21 protein-coding genes are annotated in these 23,571 nt (G+C 63.1%); 8 read left to right on the top strand and 13 right to left on the bottom strand.

Annotation, left to right across the window (positions count from 1 at the left end):
• Window positions 1–5 precede the first annotated feature (5 nt).
• Window positions 6–1,493, bottom strand: a complete 1,488-nt coding sequence (locus NCS00_RS12560; protein ID WP_250440229.1) for an MFS transporter — start codon at window positions 1,491–1,493, stop codon at window positions 6–8.
• A 182-nt stretch (window positions 1,494–1,675) separates the two neighbouring features.
• Here NCS00_RS12560 and NCS00_RS12555 point away from each other — a divergent pair, with 182 nt between their 5' ends.
• Window positions 1,676–2,926, top strand: coding sequence for an Hsp70 family protein (locus NCS00_RS12555; RefSeq protein WP_034473913.1), 1,251 nt, complete (start codon window positions 1,676–1,678; stop codon window positions 2,924–2,926).
• A 74-nt stretch (window positions 2,927–3,000) separates the two neighbouring features.
• Here NCS00_RS12555 and NCS00_RS12550 read toward each other — a convergent pair whose 3' ends face one another.
• Window positions 3,001–3,204 (bottom strand): cold-shock protein, encoded by a 204-nt coding sequence (locus NCS00_RS12550; protein ID WP_007000074.1) that lies wholly within the window; start codon window positions 3,202–3,204, stop codon window positions 3,001–3,003.
• A 493-nt stretch (window positions 3,205–3,697) separates the two neighbouring features.
• Here NCS00_RS12550 and NCS00_RS12545 point away from each other — a divergent pair, with 493 nt between their 5' ends.
• Window positions 3,698–5,248 (top strand): APC family permease, encoded by a 1,551-nt coding sequence (locus NCS00_RS12545; RefSeq protein ID WP_075583595.1) that lies wholly within the window; start codon window positions 3,698–3,700, stop codon window positions 5,246–5,248.
• Window positions 5,249–5,304: 56 nt separating this feature from the next.
• Here the strand turns inward: NCS00_RS12545 and NCS00_RS12540 are convergent, their stop codons facing one another.
• The 7 genes from NCS00_RS12540 to NCS00_RS12510 all read right to left on the bottom strand — a co-directional run bounded on the left by NCS00_RS12540 (window position 5,305) and on the right by NCS00_RS12510 (window position 11,448).
• Entirely contained in the window at window positions 5,305–6,090 is a 786-nt protein-coding gene (locus NCS00_RS12540) for a DODA-type extradiol aromatic ring-opening family dioxygenase (RefSeq protein WP_250440227.1), read from the bottom strand.
• Between the two features lie 94 nt (window positions 6,091–6,184).
• Window positions 6,185–6,787, bottom strand: a complete 603-nt coding sequence (locus NCS00_RS12535) for a UbiX family flavin prenyltransferase (RefSeq protein WP_034473917.1) — start codon at window positions 6,785–6,787, stop codon at window positions 6,185–6,187.
• Between the two features lie 11 nt (window positions 6,788–6,798).
• Window positions 6,799–7,110, bottom strand: a complete 312-nt coding sequence (grxD, locus tag NCS00_RS12530; RefSeq protein ID WP_034473919.1) for a Grx4 family monothiol glutaredoxin — start codon at window positions 7,108–7,110, stop codon at window positions 6,799–6,801.
• A gap of 73 nt (window positions 7,111–7,183) precedes the next feature.
• Window positions 7,184–8,008, bottom strand: coding sequence for a peptide chain release factor N(5)-glutamine methyltransferase (gene prmC, locus NCS00_RS12525; RefSeq protein ID WP_250440225.1), 825 nt, complete (start codon window positions 8,006–8,008; stop codon window positions 7,184–7,186).
• A complete protein-coding gene (gene prfA, locus NCS00_RS12520) occupies window positions 8,005–9,087 on the bottom strand; it encodes a peptide chain release factor 1 (protein WP_034473922.1) in 1,083 nt (360 codons plus the stop codon). Before prfA ends, prmC begins: the two co-directional genes overlap by 4 nt.
• Before the next feature lie 97 nt (window positions 9,088–9,184).
• Complete coding sequence (gene hemA / locus NCS00_RS12515) at window positions 9,185–10,480, bottom strand: glutamyl-tRNA reductase (protein WP_008344394.1); 1,296 nt, start codon at window positions 10,478–10,480, stop codon at window positions 9,185–9,187.
• A 188-nt stretch (window positions 10,481–10,668) separates the two neighbouring features.
• Window positions 10,669–11,448 carry a glycosyltransferase family 2 protein gene (locus NCS00_RS12510; RefSeq protein WP_250440224.1) on the bottom strand — a complete coding sequence of 260 codons (780 nt, stop codon included), beginning with the start codon at window positions 11,446–11,448 and terminating at the stop codon, window positions 10,669–10,671.
• Window positions 11,449–11,856: 408 nt separating this feature from the next.
• Here NCS00_RS12510 and NCS00_RS12505 point away from each other — a divergent pair, with 408 nt between their 5' ends.
• The 3 genes from NCS00_RS12505 (at window position 11,857) to NCS00_RS12495 (ending at window position 14,685) form a co-directional block, all read left to right on the top strand.
• Window positions 11,857–12,129 (top strand): hypothetical protein, encoded by a 273-nt coding sequence (locus NCS00_RS12505; protein ID WP_034473925.1) that lies wholly within the window; start codon window positions 11,857–11,859, stop codon window positions 12,127–12,129.
• A 126-nt stretch (window positions 12,130–12,255) separates the two neighbouring features.
• Window positions 12,256–14,043: an aminopeptidase P family protein gene (locus tag NCS00_RS12500; RefSeq protein WP_502801577.1), complete on the top strand. Its 1,788-nt coding sequence runs from the start codon at window positions 12,256–12,258 to the stop codon at window positions 14,041–14,043.
• Between the two features lie 18 nt (window positions 14,044–14,061).
• On the top strand, window positions 14,062–14,685 hold the full coding sequence (locus NCS00_RS12495) for an HAD family hydrolase (RefSeq protein WP_250435229.1): 624 nt from the start codon (window positions 14,062–14,064) through the stop codon (window positions 14,683–14,685).
• Between the two features lie 23 nt (window positions 14,686–14,708).
• Here the strand turns inward: NCS00_RS12495 and NCS00_RS12490 are convergent, their stop codons facing one another.
• The 4 genes from NCS00_RS12490 to ychF all read right to left on the bottom strand — a co-directional run bounded on the left by NCS00_RS12490 (window position 14,709) and on the right by ychF (window position 19,316).
• Window positions 14,709–15,836: a DUF748 domain-containing protein gene (locus NCS00_RS12490; protein WP_034473928.1), complete on the bottom strand. Its 1,128-nt coding sequence runs from the start codon at window positions 15,834–15,836 to the stop codon at window positions 14,709–14,711.
• A 131-nt stretch (window positions 15,837–15,967) separates the two neighbouring features.
• Window positions 15,968–17,635, bottom strand: coding sequence for an energy-dependent translational throttle protein EttA (gene ettA / locus NCS00_RS12485; protein WP_008344405.1), 1,668 nt, complete (start codon window positions 17,633–17,635; stop codon window positions 15,968–15,970).
• A 138-nt stretch (window positions 17,636–17,773) separates the two neighbouring features.
• Window positions 17,774–18,082 (bottom strand): DUF3761 domain-containing protein, encoded by a 309-nt coding sequence (locus tag NCS00_RS12480; protein WP_250440220.1) that lies wholly within the window; start codon window positions 18,080–18,082, stop codon window positions 17,774–17,776.
• Window positions 18,083–18,221: 139 nt separating this feature from the next.
• Entirely contained in the window at window positions 18,222–19,316 is a 1,095-nt protein-coding gene (gene ychF, locus NCS00_RS12475; protein WP_034473932.1) for a redox-regulated ATPase YchF, read from the bottom strand.
• A gap of 200 nt (window positions 19,317–19,516) precedes the next feature.
• On the opposite strand from ychF, the gene NCS00_RS12470 reads away from it, so the two are divergent.
• The 3 genes from NCS00_RS12470 (at window position 19,517) to NCS00_RS12460 (ending at window position 23,442) form a co-directional block, all read left to right on the top strand.
• Window positions 19,517–20,689, top strand: a complete 1,173-nt coding sequence (locus NCS00_RS12470; protein ID WP_250440219.1) for a UbiH/UbiF family hydroxylase — start codon at window positions 19,517–19,519, stop codon at window positions 20,687–20,689.
• A gap of 50 nt (window positions 20,690–20,739) precedes the next feature.
• The gene (locus NCS00_RS12465; RefSeq protein WP_034473936.1) at window positions 20,740–21,471 is read left to right on the top strand and encodes a DsbC family protein; all 732 of its coding nucleotides are present in this window, start codon (window positions 20,740–20,742) and stop codon (window positions 21,469–21,471) included.
• A gap of 171 nt (window positions 21,472–21,642) precedes the next feature.
• Window positions 21,643–23,442, top strand: a complete 1,800-nt coding sequence (locus NCS00_RS12460) for a M61 family metallopeptidase (RefSeq protein ID WP_250440234.1) — start codon at window positions 21,643–21,645, stop codon at window positions 23,440–23,442.
• Window positions 23,443–23,571 lie beyond the last annotated feature (129 nt).

The following is a 23,571-nucleotide window of genomic DNA, read 5'->3' as shown; positions in this document are numbered from 1 at the left end:
CGCGGTCAGTGCTCGTCCGCCGCCGAAAGTGGACGAGCGACATCTTCGAGCGATTTGCGCTCCGCCGCGACGCCCCAGATTCCGGCGACGACCGCCGCCGCGATCATCAGCAGCGAGCCGATCAGATAGCCGATGAACACAGGGCCGCGCTCGTGCGTGTCAATCAACTGGCCGAAAAGCGTCGGCCCGATAATGCCGCCGAGCGCCGTGCCGAACGCGTAGAACACGGCGATGGCGAGCGCGCGAATTTCCAGCGGGAACGTCTCGCTCACGGTCAGATACGCGGAACTCGCCGCCGCCGACGCGAAGAAGAAAATCACCATCCACGCGATGGTTTGCGTCGTCACGGTGAGCATGCCGTGCATGAACATCCAGCCGCTCACCGTCAGCAGCACGCCCGAGATCGCATACGTCGACGCGATCATGCGACGCCGTCCGAGCACGTCGAAAAGTCTGCCGAGCAGCACCGGACCGAGAAAATTCCCGGCGGCGAACGGCAGCACGTACCAGCCGATGTGATCGCCCGGCACATGATAGAAATCGGTCAGCACGAGCGCGTAGGTGAAGAAAATCGCGTTGTAGAAGAACGCCTGCGCGGTCATCAGCACCAATCCGACGAGCGAGCGGCTGCGATGCGCCTTGAACAGCGTGTGGACGACTTCGCGGATCGGCGTGCCATCACGCGCGTGCAGACGCAGCGGCTTGACGGGCGTGTCGGGAATCTCGACGCCGTGCTGCCGAAAATGCGCCTCGATTTCCTCGACGACGTGCCTCGCCTCGTCCGCGCGATTGTGCGTGATGAGCCAGCGCGGGCTTTCCGGCACCCACATGCGCATGAAGAGAATCGTGAGCCCGAGCGCCGCGCCGATCAGAAAGCACGCCCGCCAGCCCCAATCGGGCGGAAGCAGCGCGGGATCGAGCAGCACGATCGAGCCCGCCGCGCCGATGCCCGCGCCGACCCAGAACGTGCCGTTGATCGCGAGATCGGTCCAGCCGCGCAGGCGGGCGGGCGTGAATTCCTGAATCGTCGAATTGATTGCCGTGTATTCGCCGCCGATGCCCGCGCCCGTCAGAAAACGGAACAGTACGAACGTCGCGAGATTCCACGAGAACGCGGTCGCGGCGGTCGCGGCCACGTACAGAAAGAGCGTGATGAAGAACAGCTTGCGCCGGCCGAGCCGGTCCGTGAGCCAGCCGAACCCGAGCGCGCCGAGCACCGCGCCCGCGATATACGCGCTGCCCGCGATACCGACATCGGCATTCGAAAACTGCAGCGCCGGGCTCGATTTCAGCGCGCTCGCGACCGCGCCGGCGAGCGTCACTTCGAGGCCGTCGAGCAGCCAGGTGATGCCGAGCGCAAGGACGATCAGCGTGTGAAAGCGTCCCCACGGCAGGCGATCGAGCCGCCCGGGCAGATCGGTTTCGATGATGGCCGGGCGATCGCTGGCTGTATCGCTCAAACGGGTCTCCCGTGGCGTGGCGGTTTCGTTCATGCGTCGGAGCGTGCTCTCGAAATCAAACAAATTGCCGCGAGGCGAGCAAGTTATATTCCGCTTTTGTCGAATAAACTCAATGGTTTAAAAATATCCGAAATGCGGTTGATGCGCCCGCGCGAACGTGTTAAAAACGCCGTCCATGTTTGAATGCGGCGTCTTTCAGGACGCCGCCGATGCCCATGACTTATTGCGCGATCGATTTCGGCACATCGAATTCAGCGGTGGCTTTGCCCGACGGATTGTCGATCCGGCTGGCGCCCGTCGAAGGCGAAGCGACGACGCTGCCCACCGCGGTTTTCTTCAACACAGACGAGAATAACCAGTCCTACGGCCGCGCGGCGCTCGAAGCGTACATCGACGGCTTCGACGGCCGCCTGATGCGCTCGATGAAGAGCATTCTCGGTTCGCCGCTCGCGGACAACAGCACCGACCTGGGCGACGGCTCGGCGATCAAATACACCGATGTCATCACGCTCTTTCTGCAGCATTTGAAGCAGAAGGCGCAGGCGCTCGCCGCCGAACCGCTCACGCGCGCGGTGCTCGGCCGCCCCGTATTTTTCGTCGACGACGATCCGCGCGCCGACCATCTCGCGCAAAAGCAGCTCGAAGCGTGCGCGCACGCGGTCGGCTTGCGCGAGATCCATTTCCAATACGAGCCGATCGCGGCGGCCTTCGACTATGAGGCCGGGCTGACGCAGGAAGGCCTCGTCCTGGTCGCCGATATAGGCGGCGGCACGTCGGACTTTTCGCTCGTGCGCGTCGGTCCGGAGCGCGCGCGGCATCTCGAGCGCAAGGGCGATGTGCTCGCGCACCACGGCGTGCACGTCGCCGGCACGGATTTCGACCGGCGCGTGGAACTCGCGACGGTGCTGCGCGAACTCGGCTATCAATCGCTCGATCCGAAAGGGCGCGAAGTGCCGAGCCCCGTGTATTTCGATCTCGCGACCTGGCATCTGATCAACACGGTCTATACGCCGAAGCGCGTGAGCGAATTGCAACTGATGCGCCATCTCTACACCGACGTGCGGCATCACGATCGGCTGATGCGCGTCGTGTATCGCCGGCTCGGGCACGCGCTGACCGCGCACGCCGAGGAAGCGAAGATCGACGTCGCCGCGGGCGGCACGACCGAAATCGACATGGAAGAGGTGGAAGAAGCGCTGCGCGTCGGGTTCGACGAGACGCAGCTCATCGCGGCCGGCGCGGACGAAACGCGGCGGATCGTCGAGGCGGCGCACGAGACGCTCAAGCGGGCGGGCGTCGCGCCGGCGGACGTGGGCGCGGTCTATTTCACAGGTGGCACGACGGGTCTGCGATTCCTGTCGGACGCGCTTTCGGCGGCGTTTCCCGGCGCGAAACCGGTATTCGGCGATCGCCTCGCCAGCGTGGCGAAAGGACTCGGAATCTACGCGCAACGCATCTTCGCCTGATGCGGATCACGCAGCCGCGCAGAAAACAAAAAACCCCGCCGAAGCGGGGTTTTTCATACGAATTCTAGCGGGTCTTAGACCGGCTTGATGTTCGCGGCTTGCTTGCCCTTCGGGCCGGTCTTCACTTCGTAGGAAACCTTTTGGTTTTCCTGAAGCGTCTTGAAGCCTTCGATGCGGATTTCCGAGAAGTGCGCGAACAGATCTTCGCCGCCGCCATCCGGAGTGATGAAGCCAAAGCCCTTTGCGTCATTGAACCACTTGACGGTACCGGTTTCCATGTTACTTGTTCCAAAAAAATGATGAATAAGGCCGAAGCCCAGGGGTGCGGAAAATCAAGGAAGGGGCAATGGGACCAACCGGAGTACCGTGATGGCGAACTCGAAAGAACCAATTCACTCGCCACTTGAAATCCTGCAAGAAGCTTTATACGGCGAAACGATTTCGCGGTCAATTAATATCCGACAACTCTGAAGGGATTTTTTTGAGATGCGTAAGCAAATTTTACAGCGCTTGCGCATCCGGTCTCGACTGGCTCAAGGAATCCCCGCTTTGGGGCGAACTTCTCTCCAATATGCACTGCATTCGAAAGGTGCAACCGTTAAACTACGCGCCTTCTTGACGGTTGCACCGATATCGCCGGCTGCCAGACATGGTCGTTGCTGGATCGGGCAACGGCGGCTCCGCGAGCCGTTTCTATTCCGGCAGTGCGAGATATTTGGAGGAAAAGTGACAGAGAAGTCGATTAAGCGAAACATCGGTCCGTTGGCGCTGATGCTGACGGGCCTCGGATCCATCATCGGGTCGGGGTGGCTGTTCGGTGCGTGGAAGGCGTCGCAGATCGCCGGACCCGCCGCGATTTGCGCGTGGATCATCGGTGCGGTGGTCATTCTGGCGATTGCGCTGACCTACGCCGAACTGGGCGCAACCTTTCCCGAATCCGGCGGCATGGTGCGCTACGCGCGCTATTCGCACGGCGCGCTGGTCGGATTCATCAGCGCTTGGGCGAACTGGATCGCGATCGTGTCCGTCATTCCGATCGAAGCGGAAGCGTCCATCCAGTACATGAGCACCTGGCCGTACGAATGGGCGCACGAGCTGTTCGTCGGACATACGCTCACGACTACTGGCCTGCTGTTGTCGGCCGTGCTGGTCGTCATTTACTTCCTGCTGAATTACTGGGGCGTCAAGCTGTTCGCGCGCGCGAACTCGATCATCACGATCTTCAAGTTCCTGGTGCCGGGTTTGACGATCGGCGGCCTCGTCTTCTCGGGCTTCCATTCGGAGAACTTCGGCACGGCGTCGAATTTCGCGCCGTTCGGATGGTCCGCGGTTCTCACCGCCGTGGCGACGAGCGGGATCGTGTTCAGCTTCAACGGCTTTCAGAGCCCGGTGAACCTCGCGGGCGAGGCGCGCCATCCGGCGAAAAGCATCCCGTTCGCCGTGGTCGGTTCGATCCTGATCGCGCTCGTGATCTACGTGCTGCTTCAGATCGCGTACATCGGCGCGGTGAATCCGGCGGATGTGGCGAAGGGCTGGCAGCACTTCAACTTTGCATCGCCGTTCGCGGAACTGGCGATCGCGCTCAACCTGAATTGGCTCGCCATCCTCTTGTATGTCGATGCGTTCGTCAGTCCGAGCGGCACCGGCACGACCTATATGGCCACGACCACGCGCATGATCTACGCGATGGAGCGCAACAACACGATGCCGAAGATGTTCGGCAACGTGCATCCGTTTTACGGCGTGCCGCGTCAGGCGATGTGGTTCAACCTGTTCGTGTCGTTCGTGTTCCTGTTCTTCTTCCGCGGCTGGGGCACGCTCGCGGCGGTGATCTCGGTGGCGACGGTCATCTCGTATCTCACCGGCCCCGTCAGCCTGATGGCGTTGCGCCGCGCGGCGCCGGATCTGGATCGCCCGGTCAATATTCCGCTGATGGGCCTGGTCGCGCCGTTCGCATTCGTGTGCGCGTCGCTCGTGCTGTTCTGGGCGAAGTGGCCGCTGACCGGCGAGATCATTCTGCTGATGGTCGTCGCGTTGCCGGTGTACTTCTATTTTCAGAGCAAGGTCGGTTTCGCAGGCTGGGGCCGCGATCTGAAGGCTGCTTGGTGGCTCGTGGCCTATCTGCCGTCGATGGCGGTCATGTCGCTGATCGGCAGCAAGGACTTCGGCGGAAACGGATTGCTGCCGTACGGCTGGGACATGGCGGCGGTCGCCGTGCTCGCGCTGATCTTCTATTACTGGGGCGTGCACACGGGTTATCGCACGACCTATCTCGAAGAGCGCGAAAGCACCGACGACATTCTTCACGAAGTCGGCGCGTAAGCGTTTCGCCTTCGCCGAACAAAGCCCGCCTGAGCGATCAGGCGGGCTTTTTTCGATCAGTCGTCGGTGAAGACGTAGTTGGTCATCGCGAGCGCACGCTGGAATGTGCCGAGTGACTGGATGCCGAGCCGATAATCGTCCGCCGCCGCGCCGAGCGCGCTGAACACCGGCAGCAGATGCTCGTCGGTCGGATGCATCAGCGCGGCGTGCGGCGCGCGTGCGCGATAGTCGAGCAGGGCGTCGATATCGCGTTCGGCCATGCGGCTCTCGAACCAGTCGGTGAATTCGGCCACGCGCGGATCGGCGTCTTCAGGGCGAGCGCTGAAATCGGCCATGCGCAGATTGTGCGTGATCTGCCCGGAACCGACGATCATCACGCCGTCATCGCGCAACTCGCGCAGCGCCCGGCCGATGCGGAAATGGTGCGCGGCATTGAGATGCGGCTGAATCGATAGCTGCGTGACCGGCACCTCGGCGTCGGGGAACATCAGCAGCATCGGCACCCATGCGCCGTGATCGAGCCCGTGATTCGTCGTCGCGGCGGGAATGCCTTGCGCGCCGAGCAGCGCGGCGGCGCGCTTCGCCAGATCGGGCGCGCCGGGCGCCGGATAGCGCAGTTCGTAGAGCGCGCGCGGGAAGCCGTAGAAGTCGTGGATGGTTTCCGGGCGCTCGGCCGTGCTAGCGACCGGCTGCGCCGTGCCCCAATGCGCGGACAGCATCAAAATGGCGCCGGGGCGCGGCAGCGTCTGACCGAGCGATGCGAATTCGGCGGACGGCATCGACGGGTCGATCGGCAGCGTCGGCGCGCCGTGGGAAATGAAAACGGTGGGGAGTCGGCTCATGGCGGCAAATTCCTAAGCGGTATGCCGTGAATGTAGTACCGCTAGCTTCGTTTATAAACGGTCCGGCGGGCAACGAATTGTGTCGCCGGCGTTGTCAATCCGACGCTTCGCCGCGCAGCCCGCGCCACGCGGGTGCAACCGGTTGGGCAAAGCCGAACAGATCGATGACGCGCGCGACGGTGTGATCGACCATTTCGTCGATGCTCGCGGGCTTCTGATAGAACGCCGGCAACGGCGGAAAGATCACACCGCCCATTTCGGTGACGGCCGTCATATTCCGCAGATGCGCGAGGTTGAACGGCGTTTCGCGCACAAGCAGCACCAGACGGCGACGTTCTTTCAGCACGACATCGGCGGCGCGAGTGATGAGATTGTCCGAAAGACCGTGCGCGATGCTCGCGAGCGTTCGCATCGAACAGGGCGCGACGACCATGCCGTCGGTTGCGAACGAACCCGACGCAATGGTCGCGCCGACATCGCGCACGCTGTGGACGACATCGGCGAACGCGTGGACCGCGGCTTTATCGAGTTCGAGTTCGTGCTGGATATTGAGCCAGCCGGCGCTGGAAACGAGCAGATGCGTCTCGACGCCGGACAGCCGGCGCAGCGTCTCGAGCAGACGCACGCCGTAGATGGCGCCCGTTGCGCCCGTGATCGCGACGATGAGCCGTCGTTTCGCGGCAGCGGGCGCGCTCACTTGCTAAAGACTTAAGCGGCGGCGAAAAGCTGTTGCAGTTCGCCCGATTGATACATCTCCATCATGATGTCCGAGCCGCCGATGAACTCGCCCTTCACGTAGAGCTGCGGAATGGTCGGCCAGTTGGAGAATTCCTTGATGCCCTGGCGGATTTCGTCGTCTTCGAGGACGTTCACGGTCTTGATCTGATCGACGCCGCATGCCTTGAGCACTTGGATTGCGCGGCCGGAGAAGCCGCACATCGGGAATTGCGCCGTGCCCTTCATGAAAAGGACGACCGCGTTCTGATCGACGATTTGCTTGATGCGTTCTTGCGTATCCATGGCATTCCTGCGCTTGAGATTTCGGTGAGAGTTCTCGAAATGATAGCGGATTTCGATTGCACGAGCCGGGCCGTCAGGCCGCGAACCGGCCGCCCGAGCAACGTTCGATGCCCGCGAGGTCGCGCATCGAGTGCACGTCGCTGAAACCGCGTGCGGTGAGCAGCGCGCGCACCGATTCCGCCTGGTCGTAGCCGTGCTCGATCCACAGCGCGCCGTCGTGCGCGAGAAGACGCGGCGCGTTATCGACGATCGTGCGGATCGCGGACAAACCGTCGGCGTCGTCGGTGAGCGCGCCGCGCGGCTCGAAGCGCAGGTCGCCTTGTTCGAGATGCGGATCGCCGCTCGCGATATACGGCGGATTGCTGACGATCGCCTCGAACCGCAACGACGGATCGATGTTCGCGGTCCAATCGCTTTCGACGAAGGTCACGTTACCGCTCTTCAGCAGGCGCGAAGCGTTGCCGCGCGCGACATCGAGCGCGGCGCGCGACCGGTCGACGGCCCACACGCGCGCATCGGGCCGCGCGTGGGCGATCGAAATCGCGATCGCGCCGGTTCCCGTGCCGAGATCGAGCACGCGCGGGTTCGACGCATCGGCGACGGCTTCGAGCGTGAGTTCCACGAGCAACTCGGTTTCCGGCCGCGGGATCAGCACGTCGGGCGTCACGTCGAATTCGAGGCCGAAGAATTCGCGCTTGCCGATCAACTGCGCGATCGGCTCGCCGTTCGAGCGCCGCGCCGCGAGCGCCTCGAAACGCGCGACCGCGTCTTGCGGCAGCGTCTCGCGATCGCGCGTGATGAGTTCCGTGCGCCGCCAGGCGAGTACGTGCATCAAGAGAATGCGCGCTTCGAGCGGTGGCAGCGCGCACGCGCGCAATAACGCGGCGGCGTCGCTCACTCCGTTTCCCCGAGCGCCGCGAGCTGCTCCGCCTGATGCTCGGACACGAGCGCGCCGATCAGTTCGTCGAGATCGCCGTCCATGATGTACTCGAGCTTGTAGAGCGTGAGGTTGATGCGGTGATCCGTCATGCGCCCTTGCGGGAAGTTGTACGTGCGAATGCGTTCCGAACGGTCGCCCGAGCCGATCAGACTCTTGCGCGTCGCCGCTTCCTTCGCGTGCTGCTCGTGATACTGCTTGTCCTTGATGCGCGCGGCCAGCACCTTCAGCGCGCGATCCTTGTTCTTGTGCTGCGAGCGGTCATCCTGACATTCGACGACGATGCCCGTCGGCAAGTGCGTGACGCGCACCGCCGAATCCGTCTTGTTGATGTGCTGCCCGCCCGCGCCTGACGCGCGGAACGTATCGATGCGCAAATCGGCCGGATTGATGACGACTTCGCTGATCTCATCGGCTTCCGGCATCACCGCGACCGTGCACGCGGACGTATGAATGCGGCCTTGCGTTTCCGTCGCCGGAACCCGCTGCACGCGATGCCCGCCCGATTCGAACTTGAGCCGCGAATACGCGCCCTGTCCGGCGAGCCGCACGATCACTTCCTTATAGCCGCCGAGATCCGAGACGCTTTCCGACATCGTCTCGGCCGTCCAGCGATTGCGTTCCGCATAACGCAGATACATGCGCAGCAGATCGCCCGCGAACAGCGCGGATTCGTCGCCGCCCGTGCCCGCGCGAATTTCGATGAAGATGTTGCGATCGTCGTTCGGATCTTTCGGCAGAAGCATCGTCTGCAGTTCGCCTTCGATCTTCGTCATGCGCTCGCGCGCCTCGCCGATTTCCTCTTCGGCGAAATCGCGCATCGACGGATCGGAAAGCAGTTCCTGCGCGGTCGCTTCGTCGGTCAAAGCCTGTCGCCACAGAGCGTATTGCTCGACGATCGGACTGATTTCCGCGTGCTCGCGCGTGAGTTTCCGGTACTGATCCATGTCGGAAGTCACGTCTTCGCGGCTCAGCAGTTCGTTGAGATCGACCAGCCGCTTTGCAAGCTGGTCGAGCTTGCCTTGCATGCTCGTTTTCATCGGACGGAGATGACGCGGTGAGCGTCAGGAAGAACTGCGATCGGAAAGCCGCCGCGTAAATCGCGGACAGCCTTTGAGAATAGCAAAGAGAAGGCCGCTAACGTTCCGACGAATCGGACGACGAGCCGTGACGGTAGAAGCCGCTCATCAGGTCGATGAGCTGGTTGCGCTCCTCGCTGCTTGCTCGGTTGAGCGCGTGCGTCGGACCGTGAATCAGCTTGTTCGTGAGCGATTGCGAGAGCGCTTCGAGCACGGCGGCGGGGTCGTCGCCGCGCGCGAGCATCTTGCGCGCGCGTTCGAGTTCGGCACGGCGCAGCGCGTCCGCCTGCGTGTGCATGTGGCGGATGACCGGCACGATGCTGCGCGCATCGAGCCATTGCATGAAATTCGCGACGCGCGTCTCGATGATCGATTCGGCCTGCGCGACCGCCGCCTGACGCGACGCGTTGCCCTCGCGCACGATCGCACCGAGATCATCGACGGTGTAGAGGAACACGTCGTGCAAATTGCCGACTTCCGGCTCGATATCGCGCGGTACGGCGAGATCGACCATGAAGATCGGGCGATGCCGGCGCGCGCGCACTGCACGCTCGACCGCGCCGAGACCGATGATCGGCAGCGTCGACGCCGTGCACGACACGATGATGTCGAACTCGTGCATGCGCGACGGCAATTCGGAAAGCGGAATCGCGCGGCCGTTGAAGCGGCCGGCGAGCTTCTCGCCGCGCTCCGCCGTGCGGTTGGCGACGACCAGCTCACGCGGATTCTGCGCCGCGAAATGGGTGGCGCAGAGCTCGATCATTTCGCCCGCGCCGATGAACAGCACGCGCTGGCTGGAGATATTCTCGAAGATGCGCTGCGCGAGGCGCACGGCGGCGGCGGCCATCGAGACGGATTGCGCGCCGATTTCGGTCGTCGTGCGAACTTCCTTCGCGACTGCGAACGTGCGCTGGAACAACTGATTGAGATACGTGCCGAGCGCGCCGGCTTCGGACGCGGTGCGCACCGCGTCCTTCATTTGTCCGACGATTTGCGTCTCTCCGAGCACCATCGAGTCCAGCCCCGATGCGACGCGGAACGCGTGACGCACCGCTTCCGACTGCGGCAGCGCATACACATGCGGCGCAAGCTCGGGAACGGGGATGTTGTGGTACTTCGAGAGCCACTGGATCGCGGCTTCGCGGGCGGCGGAGTCGTCGGTGGCGCAGTAGAGTTCGGTGCGATTGCAGGTAGAGAGAATCGCCGCTTCGGGCGACGCCTTCGCGAGCGGGCCAAGCCAAATGTCCTTCAGCGCGCCCAGCGCGGGCTTCAGCTGTTCGAGCGGAAACGCCACGCGTTCGCGCAGAGCGACAGGCGCAGTGTGGTGGTTGATTCCGATCGTGAGGAGCTGCATTTTTTGGGGCTGATGCTTTGGGCCTAAGCCGATGGCCTTTCAGATAGCCCAATATTATAGCCTTTTGCGTATTTCTTCATTTATAGGTGGCATTTGGGGCGCGACCGAGCCCGAAGTGCCGAAAACGCCCGCGCAGCCGGGCGTCGAGCGGTTTGCCGGAACGAGCGTGTGACAGAAAGCCGCGCCGGTCAGCGGAAATACTTCGCAAGCTCGAGCGCTCGCGCGTCCAGTTCCTCGATCGGCATTTCATCGGTTCGGCGCGCCATTTGCCGGTTTCGCGCGCTATGTTCTTCCTCGCAGATCGCGGCGCGTGACGCGGAATCATGATTCAGATGAAACAGCGAGGAATCCGGTCCGGCAAGTGCATGCCAACGCAGACCGAGCCGCGCGCCGCGGATGAACAGGTCGTCGTCCTCGCCGCCCCAGCCCGTGAACTGCGGATCCACGCCGCCGATACGGATGAATTCCGGGCGTTTAAAAAGGTTGATTGCGCCCGGCGTGTTGGCGTAGAGCACATTGATATCGTCCGGTAAATCGCCTTCCATGAACGGAGCGAATTCGTCGAAGTTTCCCGATTCGATAAACGTTTGGCGTCGATCGCCTGAAACATTCAGCACGCGCGAGAAGGGGCAAAGCACGTCGCTGGCATCGCCGTCCATTAATGCGTCGACGGCCGATTTCATCATGCGTGGATTGGCGATCATATCGGCATCGTGCATGCAGATAATCGGGCTTTTTGCCATTAACGCACCGAGATTGACGAGCCTCGCTTTCGGAAACGGGCCGGTATCGTGCACGAATACGTGCCGGATGCGCGAATCGCCGATCTCGGTCCAACTGAACGTGGGCGCGGCGTCCGCTTCGATCAGCCAGATGTGAAAGTCCGAATAGGTGCGGACAAGGTGGCGCAGAACGCCACGCAGGTTATCGCGCCTTTCCTGACCGGAGCCGCGATACGTGACGATCATTTCGAGACCACGCAGGGAAATTGGATTGGCTTCAGTCATAGGAAAATGCCGCCTTTGAAACCGTCAATTCGTCGCGTGAAAATCAGTAACGCGATTAACGAAGTGGCGATAAATGTGAGGTTCGCTTTATAAATGGCAAGAATATATATAAAGCGCAAAGATGAAAGGATTTTATCATTCGACCGAGCGGCGGAGTTTCGGAAAACTCGCATAATCTTCTCAAAAAGAAGAAGCGCGCTTTTGGTTCCCTTCGATGCGATTTCGGTACGCGCATTCCGAGCCTTGCGCTCCCCATATCCGGCCCCTAAACTCAAGCGCTACGTCGCGCCGAGGATTGCCCTAAATCATGTACATCCACCGATCTGCTCCGCTTTGCAACGAATCGACACCGATGGAGCATCGCCGCTGATGGGCTGGATCGGACTGATTTTTCTCGGTGCGGTGATCGGCGCGGCGGGCTGGTGGCTGCATCCGCTACGCCGTGCGGGACGCGTCGCGCGCGGTCCGGCGGGCTACGTCTGGACGGCCATCGCCGCTGGCATACTGGCGACGGTTGTTGCGCGCATGCTCGGCAATATCGTCGATGTATATCACGACGGCGACACGCTCGAATGGCTCGCGTGCGCGGTCTTCGCGCTCTTCGTCGTGACGACGACTGTCGGACTGGCGGCGCGCCGCTGATCTCGATTTTGTGACGCGGGCGGGTGATCCTTGCCGCGCGTCGTGCTCTTCGCGCCCTACGCGGGCTTTCAAGCAGGTGACTTCATGAACGATCGCATTGCAGATTCAGCCATTCCGGAACCCGCCATGTTCGCGAGCCGCATCGAGTCGTTGCGCGGCCAGATGGCGCGCGAAAAGCTCGCCGCCGTGCTGATTCCATCGGCGGATCCGCATCTTTCCGAATATCTGCCGGAACGCTGGCAAGGGCGTCAGTGGCTTTCGGGCTTCACCGGCTCGGTCGGCACGCTCGTGGTGACGGCGGACTTCGCGGGCGTCTGGGTCGACAGCCGCTACTGGACGCAAGCCGAGACGCAACTCGCCGGCACCGGCATCGTGCTCATGAAGATGATGGGCGGGCAGCAGACCGCGCCGCACGTCGACTGGCTCGCTGAAAACGTCGCATCGGGCGCGACGGTCGCCGTCGACGGCACCGTGCTCGGCGTCGCGGCGGCGCGTGCACTGTCCGATGCGCTGAGTGCGCGCGGCATCGTATTACGCACCGATGTCGATCTGCTCGATGCCGTGTGGCCCGCGCGCCCCGGCTTGCCGGAGGCGGTCGTCTACGAGCATGCGGCGCCGAATGCGAGCGTCGCTCGCGCGGACAAGCTCGCGCAAGTGCGCGACGCGATGCGTGCCAAAGGCGCGCAATGGCACTTCGTTTCCACACTCGACGATCTCGCGTGGATCTTCAATCTGCGCGGCGGCGACGTGAGCTACAACCCGGTTTTCGTCGCGCACGCGCTGATCGGTCTCGACGACGCGACGATTTTCGTCGCGGACGGCAAGATTCCGGGCGCGCTCGTCGAATCGCTGTCGCGCGACAACGTGCGCGTCGCGCCGTACGCGGCCGCATCGGAATCGCTCGCGTCGCTGCCCGCGGGCGCGACGCTCCTGATCGACCCGCGCCGAATCACGCACGGCTTGCTGGAGAAAGTGCCGTCGGCGGTGAAAATCGTCGAGGCGGTGAATCCGTCGACGTTCGCGAAGTCGCGCAAGACCGCGGCGGAAGCGGAGCATATCCGCGCGACGATGGAGCAGGACGGCGCCGCGCTCGCCGAATTCTTCGCGTGGTTCGAGGAAGCGCTGGGACGCGAGCGCATCACGGAACTGACCATCGACGAGAAGCTGACTGCCGCGCGTGCACGCCGCCCGGGTTTCGTCACGCTGAGCTTCGGCACGATCGCGGGCTTCAACGCGAACGGCGCGATGCCGCATTACCGCGCGACGGAAGCGTCGCATGCGGTCATCGAAGGCAACGGTCTGCTGCTGATCGATTCGGGCGGCCAATATCTGAGCGGCACCACGGACATCACGCGTGTCGTGCCGATCGGCGAAATCACGGCCGAGCACAAGCGCGATTTCACCGTCGTGCTGAAGGGTACGATGGCGCTTTCGCGCGCGCGTTTTCCGCGCGGCATCCGTTCGCCGATGCTCGATTCGATCGCGCGCGCGCCGATCTGGGAAGCGGGCGCGGACTACGGCCACGGCACGGGACACGGCGTCGGCTATTTCCTGAACGTGCACGAAGGCCCGCAAGTAATTTCGCACTACGCGCCCGCCGAACCGTGGACGGCGATGGAAGAGGGCATGATCACGTCGGTCGAGCCGGGCATTTATCGGCCGGGCAAGTGGGGCATCCGCATCGAGAATCTCGTGATGAACCAGGCGGCGGGCAAGACCGAATTCGGCGATTTCCTCGAATTTGAAACGCTGACGCTTTGTCCGATCGACGCGCGCTGCATCGATGTGTCGTTGCTGCGCGAAGACGAACGCGCGTGGCTCAACGCGTATCACGAAACCGTGCGGCGCCGCGTGTCGCCGCATGTGACGGGCAAGGCGCTGGCATGGCTCGAAGAGCGGACCAAGGCGATCTGACCCACGGAGCAGCGAGCAATGACCATCAAGGCAGTCGTATTCGATTTCGGCGGCGTGCTGATCGACTGGAATCGCGAATATCTCTACAAGCATCTGATTCCAGACGACACCGAGCGCCGCTGGTTCCTCGACAACGTCTGCAAGATGGAATGGGTCGTGCAACAGGACGGCGGGCAGACCATCGAGGACGGCACCGCCGAACTGATCGCCGTCTATCCCGAGCACGAAGCGCTGATCCGCGCGTTCTACGCACGCTGGCCGGAAATGGTGTCCGGCGTGCTGGAAGAGGGCGTGGCGCTCGTCGACCGGCTCGAAGCGGCGGGCGTGCCGCTCTTCGGCCTCACGAACTGGTCGGCAGAGACGTTTCCGTATGCGTGGGAACGCTTCGACGTCTTGCGGAAGTTTCGCGAGATCGTCGTGTCAGGGCGCGTGGGCCTCGTGAAGCCTGATCCGCAGATTTTCGGTTTGATGCGCGCGGAAATCGAACGGCATCTGCCGGGCGTTCAGCCGAACGAACTCGTGTTCATCGACGACAACCCGATGAACGCGCAAGCCGCGACGGCGCTCGGCTGGCACGGCGTTCACTACACCGGCGCGCTGGAAACCGAAACGAAGCTGCGCGCGCTGAATCTGCCGATCTGAAAGTAAAGCGAGAAGGCGACGCGCTATTGCCCGAGCAGGTTCTTCAGCGCGTTGCCGATTCCCCGAACCGTATCGCCCGCGCCGCGCGCGACGCCTTCAGCGCTGACGCCCAGCGCCTTCGCGAATCCCGCCGCGAGCTTCTTCGACAGACTCTCGCTCAGCGAAAATTTCGGATCGCGCAGATCGCCTTCGAGCGTGAAGTCGAGCTTGATCTGTTCCTTGCGGTCTTTGAGCGCGGCGATCGCGGCTTTCGTCGGAATCGAGAGAAAGGTGTCGAGCGCGTTGCCGGTATCGCTGATCTGCAGATGATTCAGCGTCAACGTGCCGGGCGCGTGAATGCGGTAATTCTTCACGGTTGCATCGATCGTCATGTCGATGGTGCCGCCTGTCACCGCCGCCTTTGCGCCGGCCTTCTTCAGCAGATACGGATCGAGCGTCGCGACATCGACGTTGCGCAGCGTCGCGCGCGTCTGCGAATCCTTGTTGGCGATGATCATCCAGCCGCCCCACGTGACGTTGCCCGTGTGCGACGGACCTTTGATGGAACCGGTCATCGAAAGCTCGGTGCGCTCGGTGAGCGCGGGCAGATGCAGATGATCGACAGTGGCGCGCGCATCGCCGATCAGCACGCGATACGGCGGGTTCGGCACGGAGCCGTCGAAGAACTCCATCGAGCCGCGCTCGAACGACACGCGATCGATGATTTTTTCTTCTTGCGCGTGCTCCTGACGTTCCTTGCTGTCGGGCCGGGCGTCGGCTTCGCGCGCGGTTTCCTTGAGGCCGGGCAGGATGCGTACGCGGCCATCGGCGGAGCGGACGATCGACAGATAGTAGTTGTCGACGCTCACGCTGCGCAGATGAATCGGCCTCGAGATGAGCGATTGCATGTCGACGTCGAGCACGATGCGCTCCGCGCGCATCGCGTCGCCGGCTGGCCAGTCTTTCGGGCCGCGCAGCCGCACGCGCGAGAGCGTGACGTGCCCGAAGCCGACGTCGATCTCTTCCACCGAACCGTTCGGGCCGAGCGTCTCGAGGATCCGCTCTTTCATCTGATGGACGACGAAAAACCAGCCGCCGATCACCACGACGACGAGCGCCACGACGATTCCGATTGCCCAAAGCGCTCCCCGCCGCGCGCTCGATCCCGCCATCTGCGTGTGTCTCCGTGTCGGCTTACTGGAAAGCGTCGCTCGAAAAAGTAAGTGGCGACTGCGCCCTACACAGTCGCCACTTTTACGCCTGATGTCGGTGCGCGCCCCCGCATAGGCTCTTTCGTCAGACGTTAGCGCGTGATCGGCTTGTAGCGCAGACGCTTGGGCTTCGCGGCTTCCTCGCCGAGACGCTTGCGCTTGTCGGCCTCGTATTCCTGATAGTTGCCGTCGAAGAATTCGACGTGCGAATCGCCCTCGAACGCGAGGATGTGCGTCGCGATGCGGTCGAGGAACCAGCGGTCGTGCGAAATCACCATCACGGAGCCGGCGAATTCGAGCAGCGCGTCTTCGAGCGCGCGCAGCGTTTCGACGTCGAGGTCGTTCGACGGTTCGTCGAGCAGCAGCACGTTGCCGCCCGCGATGAGCGTCTTCGCCAGATGCAGACGTCCGCGCTCGCCGCCGGACAGATTGCCGACGAGTTTCTGCTGATCGCTGCCCTTGAAGTTGAAGCGGCCGATATACGCGCGCGACGGCGTTTCGTATTTGCCGACCGTGAGGACGTCGGCGCCGCCGGAGATTTCCTCGAAGACGGTCTTGTCGGCGGCGAGCGCATCGCGGCTCTGATCGACGTACGCGAGCTTGACCGTCGGTCCCTTGACGATTTCGCCCGAATCCGGCTGCTCCTTGCCGGTCAGCATGCGGAAGAGCGTGGACTTACCCGCGCCGTTCGGCCCGATGATGCCGACGATCGCGCCCGCCGGAATCTTCATGTTCAGGTTGTCGATGAGCAGGCGGTCGCCATACGCCTTGCTGACGTTCTTGAACTCGATGACTTCATTGCCGAGGCGATCGCCGACCGGAATGAAGATTTCCTGCGTTTCGTTGCGCTTCTGGTATTCCTGGCTGTTGAGTTCCTCGAATCGCGCGATACGCGCCTTCGATTTCGCCTGACGTCCCTTCGGATTCTGTCGCACCCATTCGAGTTCTTTCTTGATCGCCTTCTGACGCGCGGATTCGCTCGCCTCTTCCTGCTTCAGGCGGTCTTCCTTCTGATCGAGCCAGCTCGAATAGTTGCCCTTCCACGGAATGCCGTGTCCGCGGTCGAGTTCGAGAATCCATTCGGCGGCGTTATCGAGGAAGTAGCGATCGTGCGTCACCGCGACGACGGTGCCCGGATAGCGCGTCAGAAACTGTTCGAGCCATTCGACGGATTCGGCGTCGAGGTGGTTGGTCGGTTCGTCGAGGAGCAGCATGTCGGGCTTTTGCAGCAGCAGCTTGCACAGCGCGACGCGACGCTTTTCGCCGCCCGACAGATGTTCGATTTTCGCGTCCCACGCGGGCAGGCGCAGCGCGTCGGCGGCGACTTCGAGTTGCTGCTCGGGGCTACCGCCATCGCTCGTCGAGAGGATGGCTTCGTACTTCGCCTGTTCGGCGGCGAGCGCGTCGAAATCGGCGTCGGGTTCGGCGTAGGCGGCGTAGATTTCGTCGAGCTTCTTTTGCGCCAGGAAGACATCGCCGAGACCTTCTTCGACGGCTTCACGCACGGTCTGCTGCGGATCGAGCTGCGGCTCCTGCGGCAGATAGCCGATGTTCAGATTGGGCATCGGCGTGGCTTCGCCTTCGATGTCCTTGTCGACGCCCGCCATGATGCGGATGAGCGTCGATTTGCCGGAACCGTTCAGGCCGAGCAGACCGATTTTGGCGCCGGGGAAGAACGAAAGGGAGATGTCTTTCAGGATCTGACGCTTCGGCGGGACGATCTTGCCGACGCGGTTCATGGTGAAGACGTATTGGGCCATGTTGTCCTAGCTGGATGGATGAATGCGGGGCGCCCGGTTCGGCGCGCGAGGATGTTCGGTGGCGCGGATTCGCGCGTTCCCGCCGTGGCGTTTCGCGCAGGCGGGATGAGGTGGCATTGTACTTCGCGGTGGAGGCGGTCATTGCCAGGCGGCTACGCCCCCGTGCCGCGAGCATGTGCCGCTGTGATCCTGGCTGAAGCTGTAGGAGCCGTCGCGGCATTGCGCGGTCGCGCCCGCGGGGACAGCGCCGGAGCGCGTGCGCGCGGGCGAGTGGACGACGTTGCCGTCGCGGTTGACGTAATGACCGTGGTTGTCGAGATCGGACTCGTCGGGCTGCGGTTGATACTGGTACGGGTTGCCGCGATAGGCGAAGGCGTCGGACGTTGCGAGCAAGCTCGCCGCGATCAGCGTGAAAGCTGTGAATGCGCGCAGTGCGTGTCTCTGCATCTTGTGGTTGTCTCTCGTTGTTTTTGTCGATCGCAGCGTTGCTGCGTTGTCTCGTCCGCGCAAGAAAAAAGCGGAGTGTCCATGAAAAGACACTCCGCTTCGCGAGGCAAGCCGCTTTGACGTTTCTTTACGTCGCGCGTCAGACGTTAAACAAGAAATTCATGACATCCCCGTCGTGCACGACATACTCCTTCCCTTCGGCGCGCATCTTCCCGGCTTCCTTCGCCCCTTGCTCGCCCTTATATGCGATGTAGTCATCGAACGAGATGGTCTGCGCGCGAATGAACCCGCGCTCGAAATCCGTGTGAATGGCACCCGCCGCCTGGGGCGCCGTATCGCCGATATGAATCGTCCACGCGCGCACTTCCTTCACGCCCGCCGTGAAGTACGTCTGCAGGCCGAGCAGCTTGAAACCCGCGCGAATCACGCGATTCAAGCCCGGCTCGTCCATGCCCATGTCGGCGAGGAATTCGAGCTTGTCGGCATCGTCGAGATCGGCGATTTCCGCTTCGATCGCCGCGCACACCGCGACCACCGGCGCGTTTTCCGCTTCCGCATGCTTGCGCACCGCGTCGAGATGCGGGTTGTTCTCGAAGCCGTCGTCCTTCACGTTCGCGACGTACATCGTCGGCTTGGACGTGATCAGGCAGAACGGCTTGATGAGCAGCAGTTCTTCTTCCGTCAGCGAAAGGCCGCGCACCGGCTTCGCCTGATCGAGCTGCGCGCGCACTTTTTCCAGCACGGCGACGAGCTTGATCGCTTCCTTGTCGTTGCCCGACTTCGCCGCCTTCGAATAGCGCGCCTGCGCTTTTTCGACCGTCGCCAGGTCAGCGAGCGCGAGTTCCGTGTTGATGACTTCGATATCCGCAATCGGATCGATCTGGCCCGCGACGTGGATCACGTTCTCGTCCTCGAAGCAGCGCACGACGTGCGTGATCGCGTCGGTTTCGCGGATGTTCGCGAGGAACTGATTGCCGAGGCCTTCACCTTTCGACGCACCGGCGACGAGCCCCGCGATATCGACGAATTCGACGACCGCCGGCAGGATGCGCTCGGGCTTCACGATTTCGGCGAGCGCGGTGAGGCGCGCGTCCGGCACTTCGACGACGCCGACGTTCGGCTCGATCGTGCAGAACGGATAGTTTTCGGCGGCAATGCCCGCCTTGGTCAACGCATTGAAAAGAGTGGACTTGCCGACATTAGGCAAGCCGACGATGCCGCATTGGAGGCTCATGGAATCCTTCGAACTGGTAAGACGGCGCGGGCCGCGCGGGTTTCGTCAAAAATGGTGCGCAATGAGCGGGCGAGAACCGCCCGCCACGCTACGGCCGCGTGCGGCGGCCAGGCAAACCGCTATTGTACCGCCGCACCGTCGCGGGCAAGCGCCGCCGCCGGCTCGCAAACCCGTTCGAACCCCACGGCTATAATGCCCGGATGACTCCGCATCCACTGAAATTTCACGCTATCGTCGTCGGCGGCGGGCTCGTCGGCAAGACGGCGGCGCTCGCGCTCGCGCAATCCGGGCTGCGCACCGCGCTCGTCGCGTCGCGCGCGGCTGGCCTGCCGCCGGGCGCGGCGTTCGATTCGCGCATCTACGCGCTGTCGTCGAGCTCGCAGGCGCTGCTGGAGCGTCTGCGCGTCTGGCAGGCGCTCGATCGTTCGCGGCTCGGTCCCGTCTTCGACATGCGCGTGTTCGGCGATGCCCACGCGGAATTGCACTTCTCGGCGTTTCAGGCGTCGGTGCCGCAGCTCGCGTGGATCGTGGAATCGTCGCTGATCGAGCAATCGCTCGATGCCGCGTTGCGCTTTTCGCCGAGTCTTTCGTGGTTCGAATCGCGCGCGCAGGGCATGACGGTCGAAACCGACGCCGGGCACATTGCGCTCGCGAGCGGCGAAATGCTGGAGACGGATCTGATCGTCGGCGCGGACGGCGCGCATTCGTGGGTGCGCGCGCAAATGGGCGCGAAGATGAATCGGCGCGATTATCGGCAGACGGGCGTCGTCGCCAATTTCAAGGCCGAAAAGCCGCACGGCGAAACGGCGTACCAATGGTTCCGCGATACCGAAATCATCGCGCTCTTGCCGCTGCCGGGCGATCACGTTTCGCTCGTGTGGTCCGCGCGCACCGAACACGCCGACGAACTGCTCGCGCTCGATCCGGCGCAACTCGCCGCGCAAGTCGAAACGGCAACGCAAAACCAGCTCGGCACGCTCGATTGCGTGACGCCGGCGCAAGGCTTTCCGCTCGGGCTGCAAACCGTCGACAAACTCGTCGCGCCGCGTGTTGCGCTCGTCGGCGATGCCGCGCATCTGATTCATCCGCTCGCGGGGCAGGGCATGAACCTCGGCCTGCGCGACGTCGCCGCGCTCGCGGACGTCATCGCGAACAAGGAGTCGTTCCGCGATCTCGGCGATCCGATCCTCCTTCGCCGATACGAACGCGCGCGCCGTGAAGACATCCAGAAGCTCATGTTCGCGACCGACGGCCTGCAGCGGCTTTTCGCCGTGCCGGGCACGCTCGCGCGCGCGGTCCGCAACACCGGCATGGCGTTCGTCGGCGCGCAGCCGCTCATCAAGCGCTGGCTCGTCTCGGCGGCGCTCGGCTGAAACAATCTCACTTTCTCGGGCGCGATGCCGCACGACTCACAGGAAACCGCATGAAAACCACCCTCAGACTGGCCCTGGCGACGGCCGCGGCGCTCGCCGTGACGCTCGGCGTCGGCTGTTCGGCGCAGGCCGATCAGACCACCGACAAGCTCAAGTCGGCGCTCGAATCGCGCATGGGCGACGCGACCATCAAGAGCATCGAAAAGACGCCGATTCCCGGTCTCTACGAGGTGAATCTCGGCTCGCAGATCGTGTATAGCGACGCGAGCGGCAATTACGTGCTGATCGGCGATCTCGTCGATACACGGAACAGCAAGAACCTGACCGAGGCGCGGCTTGCCGAAACCAACAAGATCGACTTCGCGAAGCTGCCGTTCGAGAACGCGGTGAAGGTCGTGAAGGGCAACGGCAGCCGCAAGATCGCGGTGTTTTCCGATCCGAACTGCCCGTACTGCAAGCAACTCGAATCGACGCTGAAGTCGATCGACAACGTGACGGTCTACACCTTCCTGTATCCGGTGCTCTCGCCCGATTCGACGGCCAAGTCGAAGTCGATCTGGTGCGCGCAGGATCGCGGCGTGTCGTGGGAAAGCTGGATGCTCGATCACAAGGCGCCGACCGCGTCGGCATCGTGCGATACGACCGCCATCGACAAGAATCTAAAGCTCGGCCGCGCGATGAACGTCACCGGCACGCCGACCGTATTCCTCGCCGATGGCCGGCGTCTGCCAGGCGCCGTGCCCGCCGACCGGCTCGAAAAGGAACTGTCCGCCGTGCGCTGAGCGCGGTCCGAAACGAAGAAGGGAGGCGCGTCATGCGCCTCCTGTGTTTTTACGGCCTTGCTTTTCCGAAAGCGCAGCGTAAACAAGCAAGGCGCCGGGCGCGGTTCGTTCAAGATCGACGCGCCCAGAACAAGAACAAAGGACATCGAGATGACTACGCTTTTGCAAACGGTGCAGCCCGTCCGCTACCGCATCGTTCCGAAAAATCCCGCCGCGCATCTCTTCGAAGTGACGCTGACCGTAGCCGTTCCCGATCCGGCCGGCCAGCGCTTCATGCTGCCGGTCTGGATTCCGGGCAGCTACATGATCCGCGAATTCGCACGCAACATCGTGACGCTGCAGGCGTTCAACGCGGCGGGCCGCAAGATCGCCATCGAAAAGATCGACAAGCACGCGTGGCAAGCCGCGCCGACCGACGGCCCGATCACGCTGCGCTACGAGGTCTACGCGTGGGACATGTCGGTGCGCGCCGCGCATCTCGACGACACCGTCGGCTTCTTCAACGGCACGAGCACGTTCCTCGCGGTGGAAGGGCAGTCGGGCGCGCCGTGCGTCGTCGATATCGAACCGCCGCAGGGCGGCGCGTATCGCAACTGGCGCGTCGCGACGGCGCTTTCAGAAGCGCGCGGCACGAAGCGCTACGGTTTCGGCGCCTATGAAGCGGCGAATTACGACGAACTCGTCGACCATCCGGTCACGCTCGGTGAATTCGCGCTCGGCAGTTTCAGCGCGCACGGCGTGAAGCACGACATCGTGATTTCGGGGCGCGTCGTCAATCTCGATATGAACCGGCTCGCCGCCGACCTGAAGCGCGTCTGCGAAGCGCAGATCGCGCTCTTCGAGCCGCGCACGAAGAAAGCGCCGATGGATCGCTACGTGTTCATGACCGTCGCAGTCAGCGATGGTTACGGCGGGCTGGAGCATCGCGCATCGACGGCGCTCATCTGCAATCGCACGGATCTGCCGGTGCAGGGCCGCCCGGAAACGACCGAGGGTTATCGCACGTATCTCGGCCTGTGCAGCCACGAGTATTTCCATACGTGGAACGTGAAGCGGATCAAGCCGGCGACGTTCGCGCCGTACGATCTGTCGCAGGAAAATTACACGACGCTCTTGTGGCTCTTCGAAGGCTTCACGTCGTACTACGACGATCTGATGCTCGTGCGCAGCGGCCTGATTTCCGCCGGCGATTATTTCAGTCTGCTCGGCAAGACGATCGGCGGCGTGCTGCGCGGCTCCGGGCGGTTCAAGCAATCGGTCGCGCAAAGCTCGTTCGACGCCTGGGTGAAGTACTACCGCGCCGACGAAAACGCGTCGAACGCGATCGTCAGCTATTACCAGAAAGGCTCGCTCGTCGCGCTGGCGTTCGATCTGTCGATTCGCGCGCAGACCGACAACCGCAAGTCGCTCGACGACGTGATGCGTCTGCTTTGGCAGCGCTACGGTCGCGAGTTTTACAACGGCAAGGGGCGCGGCATTGCGGAGGAAGACGTCGAGGCGCTTTTCGCCGAAGCGACCGGCGCTGACCTGCGCTCGCTGTTCCGCGACGGCGTGCGCGGCACGCGCGATCTGCCGCTCGACGCGCTTTTCGAGCCGTTCGGCATCGCGCTCGCACCGGATCTGCCGGGCAACGGCGCGGCCGTCAAGCCGTCGCTCGGCGCGCGCGTGCGTGGCGGCGCGGATTGCACGCTGGCCGTCGTCCACGAAGGCAGCGCGGCGCAGAAGGCGGGATTGTCGGCGGGCGATGTGCTCGTCGCGATCGACGGACTGCGCGTCAACGGCTCGAATCTCGATGCGCTGCTGTCGCGTTATCTGCCGGGCGCGAAAGTGGAGGTGCACGCGTTCCGTCGCGACGAGCTGCGCCGCACCGAGGTCAAGCTGGACGGACCGGAAGTCGCGCGTTACGTGCTGACGGCCATCGACGGTCGGGGTCCGTCGAAACAATGGCGCGAGCGCTGGCTGAAAGGCTGATTGCCGGAATATGTGGCGGATTGTTCTATCGGTGCAACGATCCGTCACGATCTGACGGCTTTTTCCCGAAGGTCGAAATGAGAAGAATGCTTCCTAACGGGACGCCGAGTGCGCCCGAACCTCTCAGAG

It is taken from the genome of Caballeronia sp. AZ1_KS37 (genome assembly GCF_023631165.1).
Classification (GTDB): Bacteria; Pseudomonadota; Gammaproteobacteria; order Burkholderiales; family Burkholderiaceae; genus Caballeronia; species Caballeronia zhejiangensis.
The sequence above is the reverse complement of the archived record's forward strand: the minus strand, read 5'-3'. Positions and strand labels throughout refer to the sequence as shown.

Excerpts from the sequence above, each read along its gene's own strand:
- NCS00_RS12560 (WP_250440229.1), bottom strand. The coding sequence starts at position 1,493 with ATGAACGAAACCGCCACGCCACGGGAGACCCGTTTGAGCGATACAGCC.
- NCS00_RS12480 (WP_250440220.1), bottom strand. The coding sequence starts at position 18,082 with ATGCAGAGACACGCACTGCGCGCATTCACAGCTTTCACGCTGATCGCG.
- NCS00_RS12555 (WP_034473913.1), top strand. The coding sequence starts at position 1,676 with ATGACTTATTGCGCGATCGATTTCGGCACATCGAATTCAGCGGTGGCT.
- NCS00_RS12500 (WP_502801577.1), top strand. The coding sequence starts at position 12,256 with ATGTTCGCGAGCCGCATCGAGTCGTTGCGCGGCCAGATGGCGCGCGAA.
- ettA (WP_008344405.1), bottom strand. The coding sequence starts at position 17,635 with ATGGCCCAATACGTCTTCACCATGAACCGCGTCGGCAAGATCGTCCCG.
- NCS00_RS12510 (WP_250440224.1), bottom strand. The coding sequence starts at position 11,448 with ATGATCGTCACGTATCGCGGCTCCGGTCAGGAAAGGCGCGATAACCTG.
- NCS00_RS12545 (WP_075583595.1), top strand. The coding sequence starts at position 3,698 with ATGCTGACGGGCCTCGGATCCATCATCGGGTCGGGGTGGCTGTTCGGT.
- NCS00_RS12495 (WP_250435229.1), top strand. The coding sequence starts at position 14,062 with ATGACCATCAAGGCAGTCGTATTCGATTTCGGCGGCGTGCTGATCGAC.
- grxD (WP_034473919.1), bottom strand. The coding sequence starts at position 7,110 with ATGGATACGCAAGAACGCATCAAGCAAATCGTCGATCAGAACGCGGTC.
- NCS00_RS12465 (WP_034473936.1), top strand. The coding sequence starts at position 20,740 with ATGAAAACCACCCTCAGACTGGCCCTGGCGACGGCCGCGGCGCTCGCC.
- NCS00_RS12505 (WP_034473925.1), top strand. The coding sequence starts at position 11,857 with ATGGGCTGGATCGGACTGATTTTTCTCGGTGCGGTGATCGGCGCGGCG.
- ychF (WP_034473932.1), bottom strand. The coding sequence starts at position 19,316 with ATGAGCCTCCAATGCGGCATCGTCGGCTTGCCTAATGTCGGCAAGTCC.
- NCS00_RS12550 (WP_007000074.1), bottom strand. The coding sequence starts at position 3,204 with ATGGAAACCGGTACCGTCAAGTGGTTCAATGACGCAAAGGGCTTTGGC.
- NCS00_RS12540 (WP_250440227.1), bottom strand. The coding sequence starts at position 6,090 with ATGAGCCGACTCCCCACCGTTTTCATTTCCCACGGCGCGCCGACGCTG.
- prfA (WP_034473922.1), bottom strand. The coding sequence starts at position 9,087 with ATGAAAACGAGCATGCAAGGCAAGCTCGACCAGCTTGCAAAGCGGCTG.
- NCS00_RS12470 (WP_250440219.1), top strand. The coding sequence starts at position 19,517 with ATGACTCCGCATCCACTGAAATTTCACGCTATCGTCGTCGGCGGCGGG.
- hemA (WP_008344394.1), bottom strand. The coding sequence starts at position 10,480 with ATGCAGCTCCTCACGATCGGAATCAACCACCACACTGCGCCTGTCGCT.
- NCS00_RS12490 (WP_034473928.1), bottom strand. The coding sequence starts at position 15,836 with ATGGCGGGATCGAGCGCGCGGCGGGGAGCGCTTTGGGCAATCGGAATC.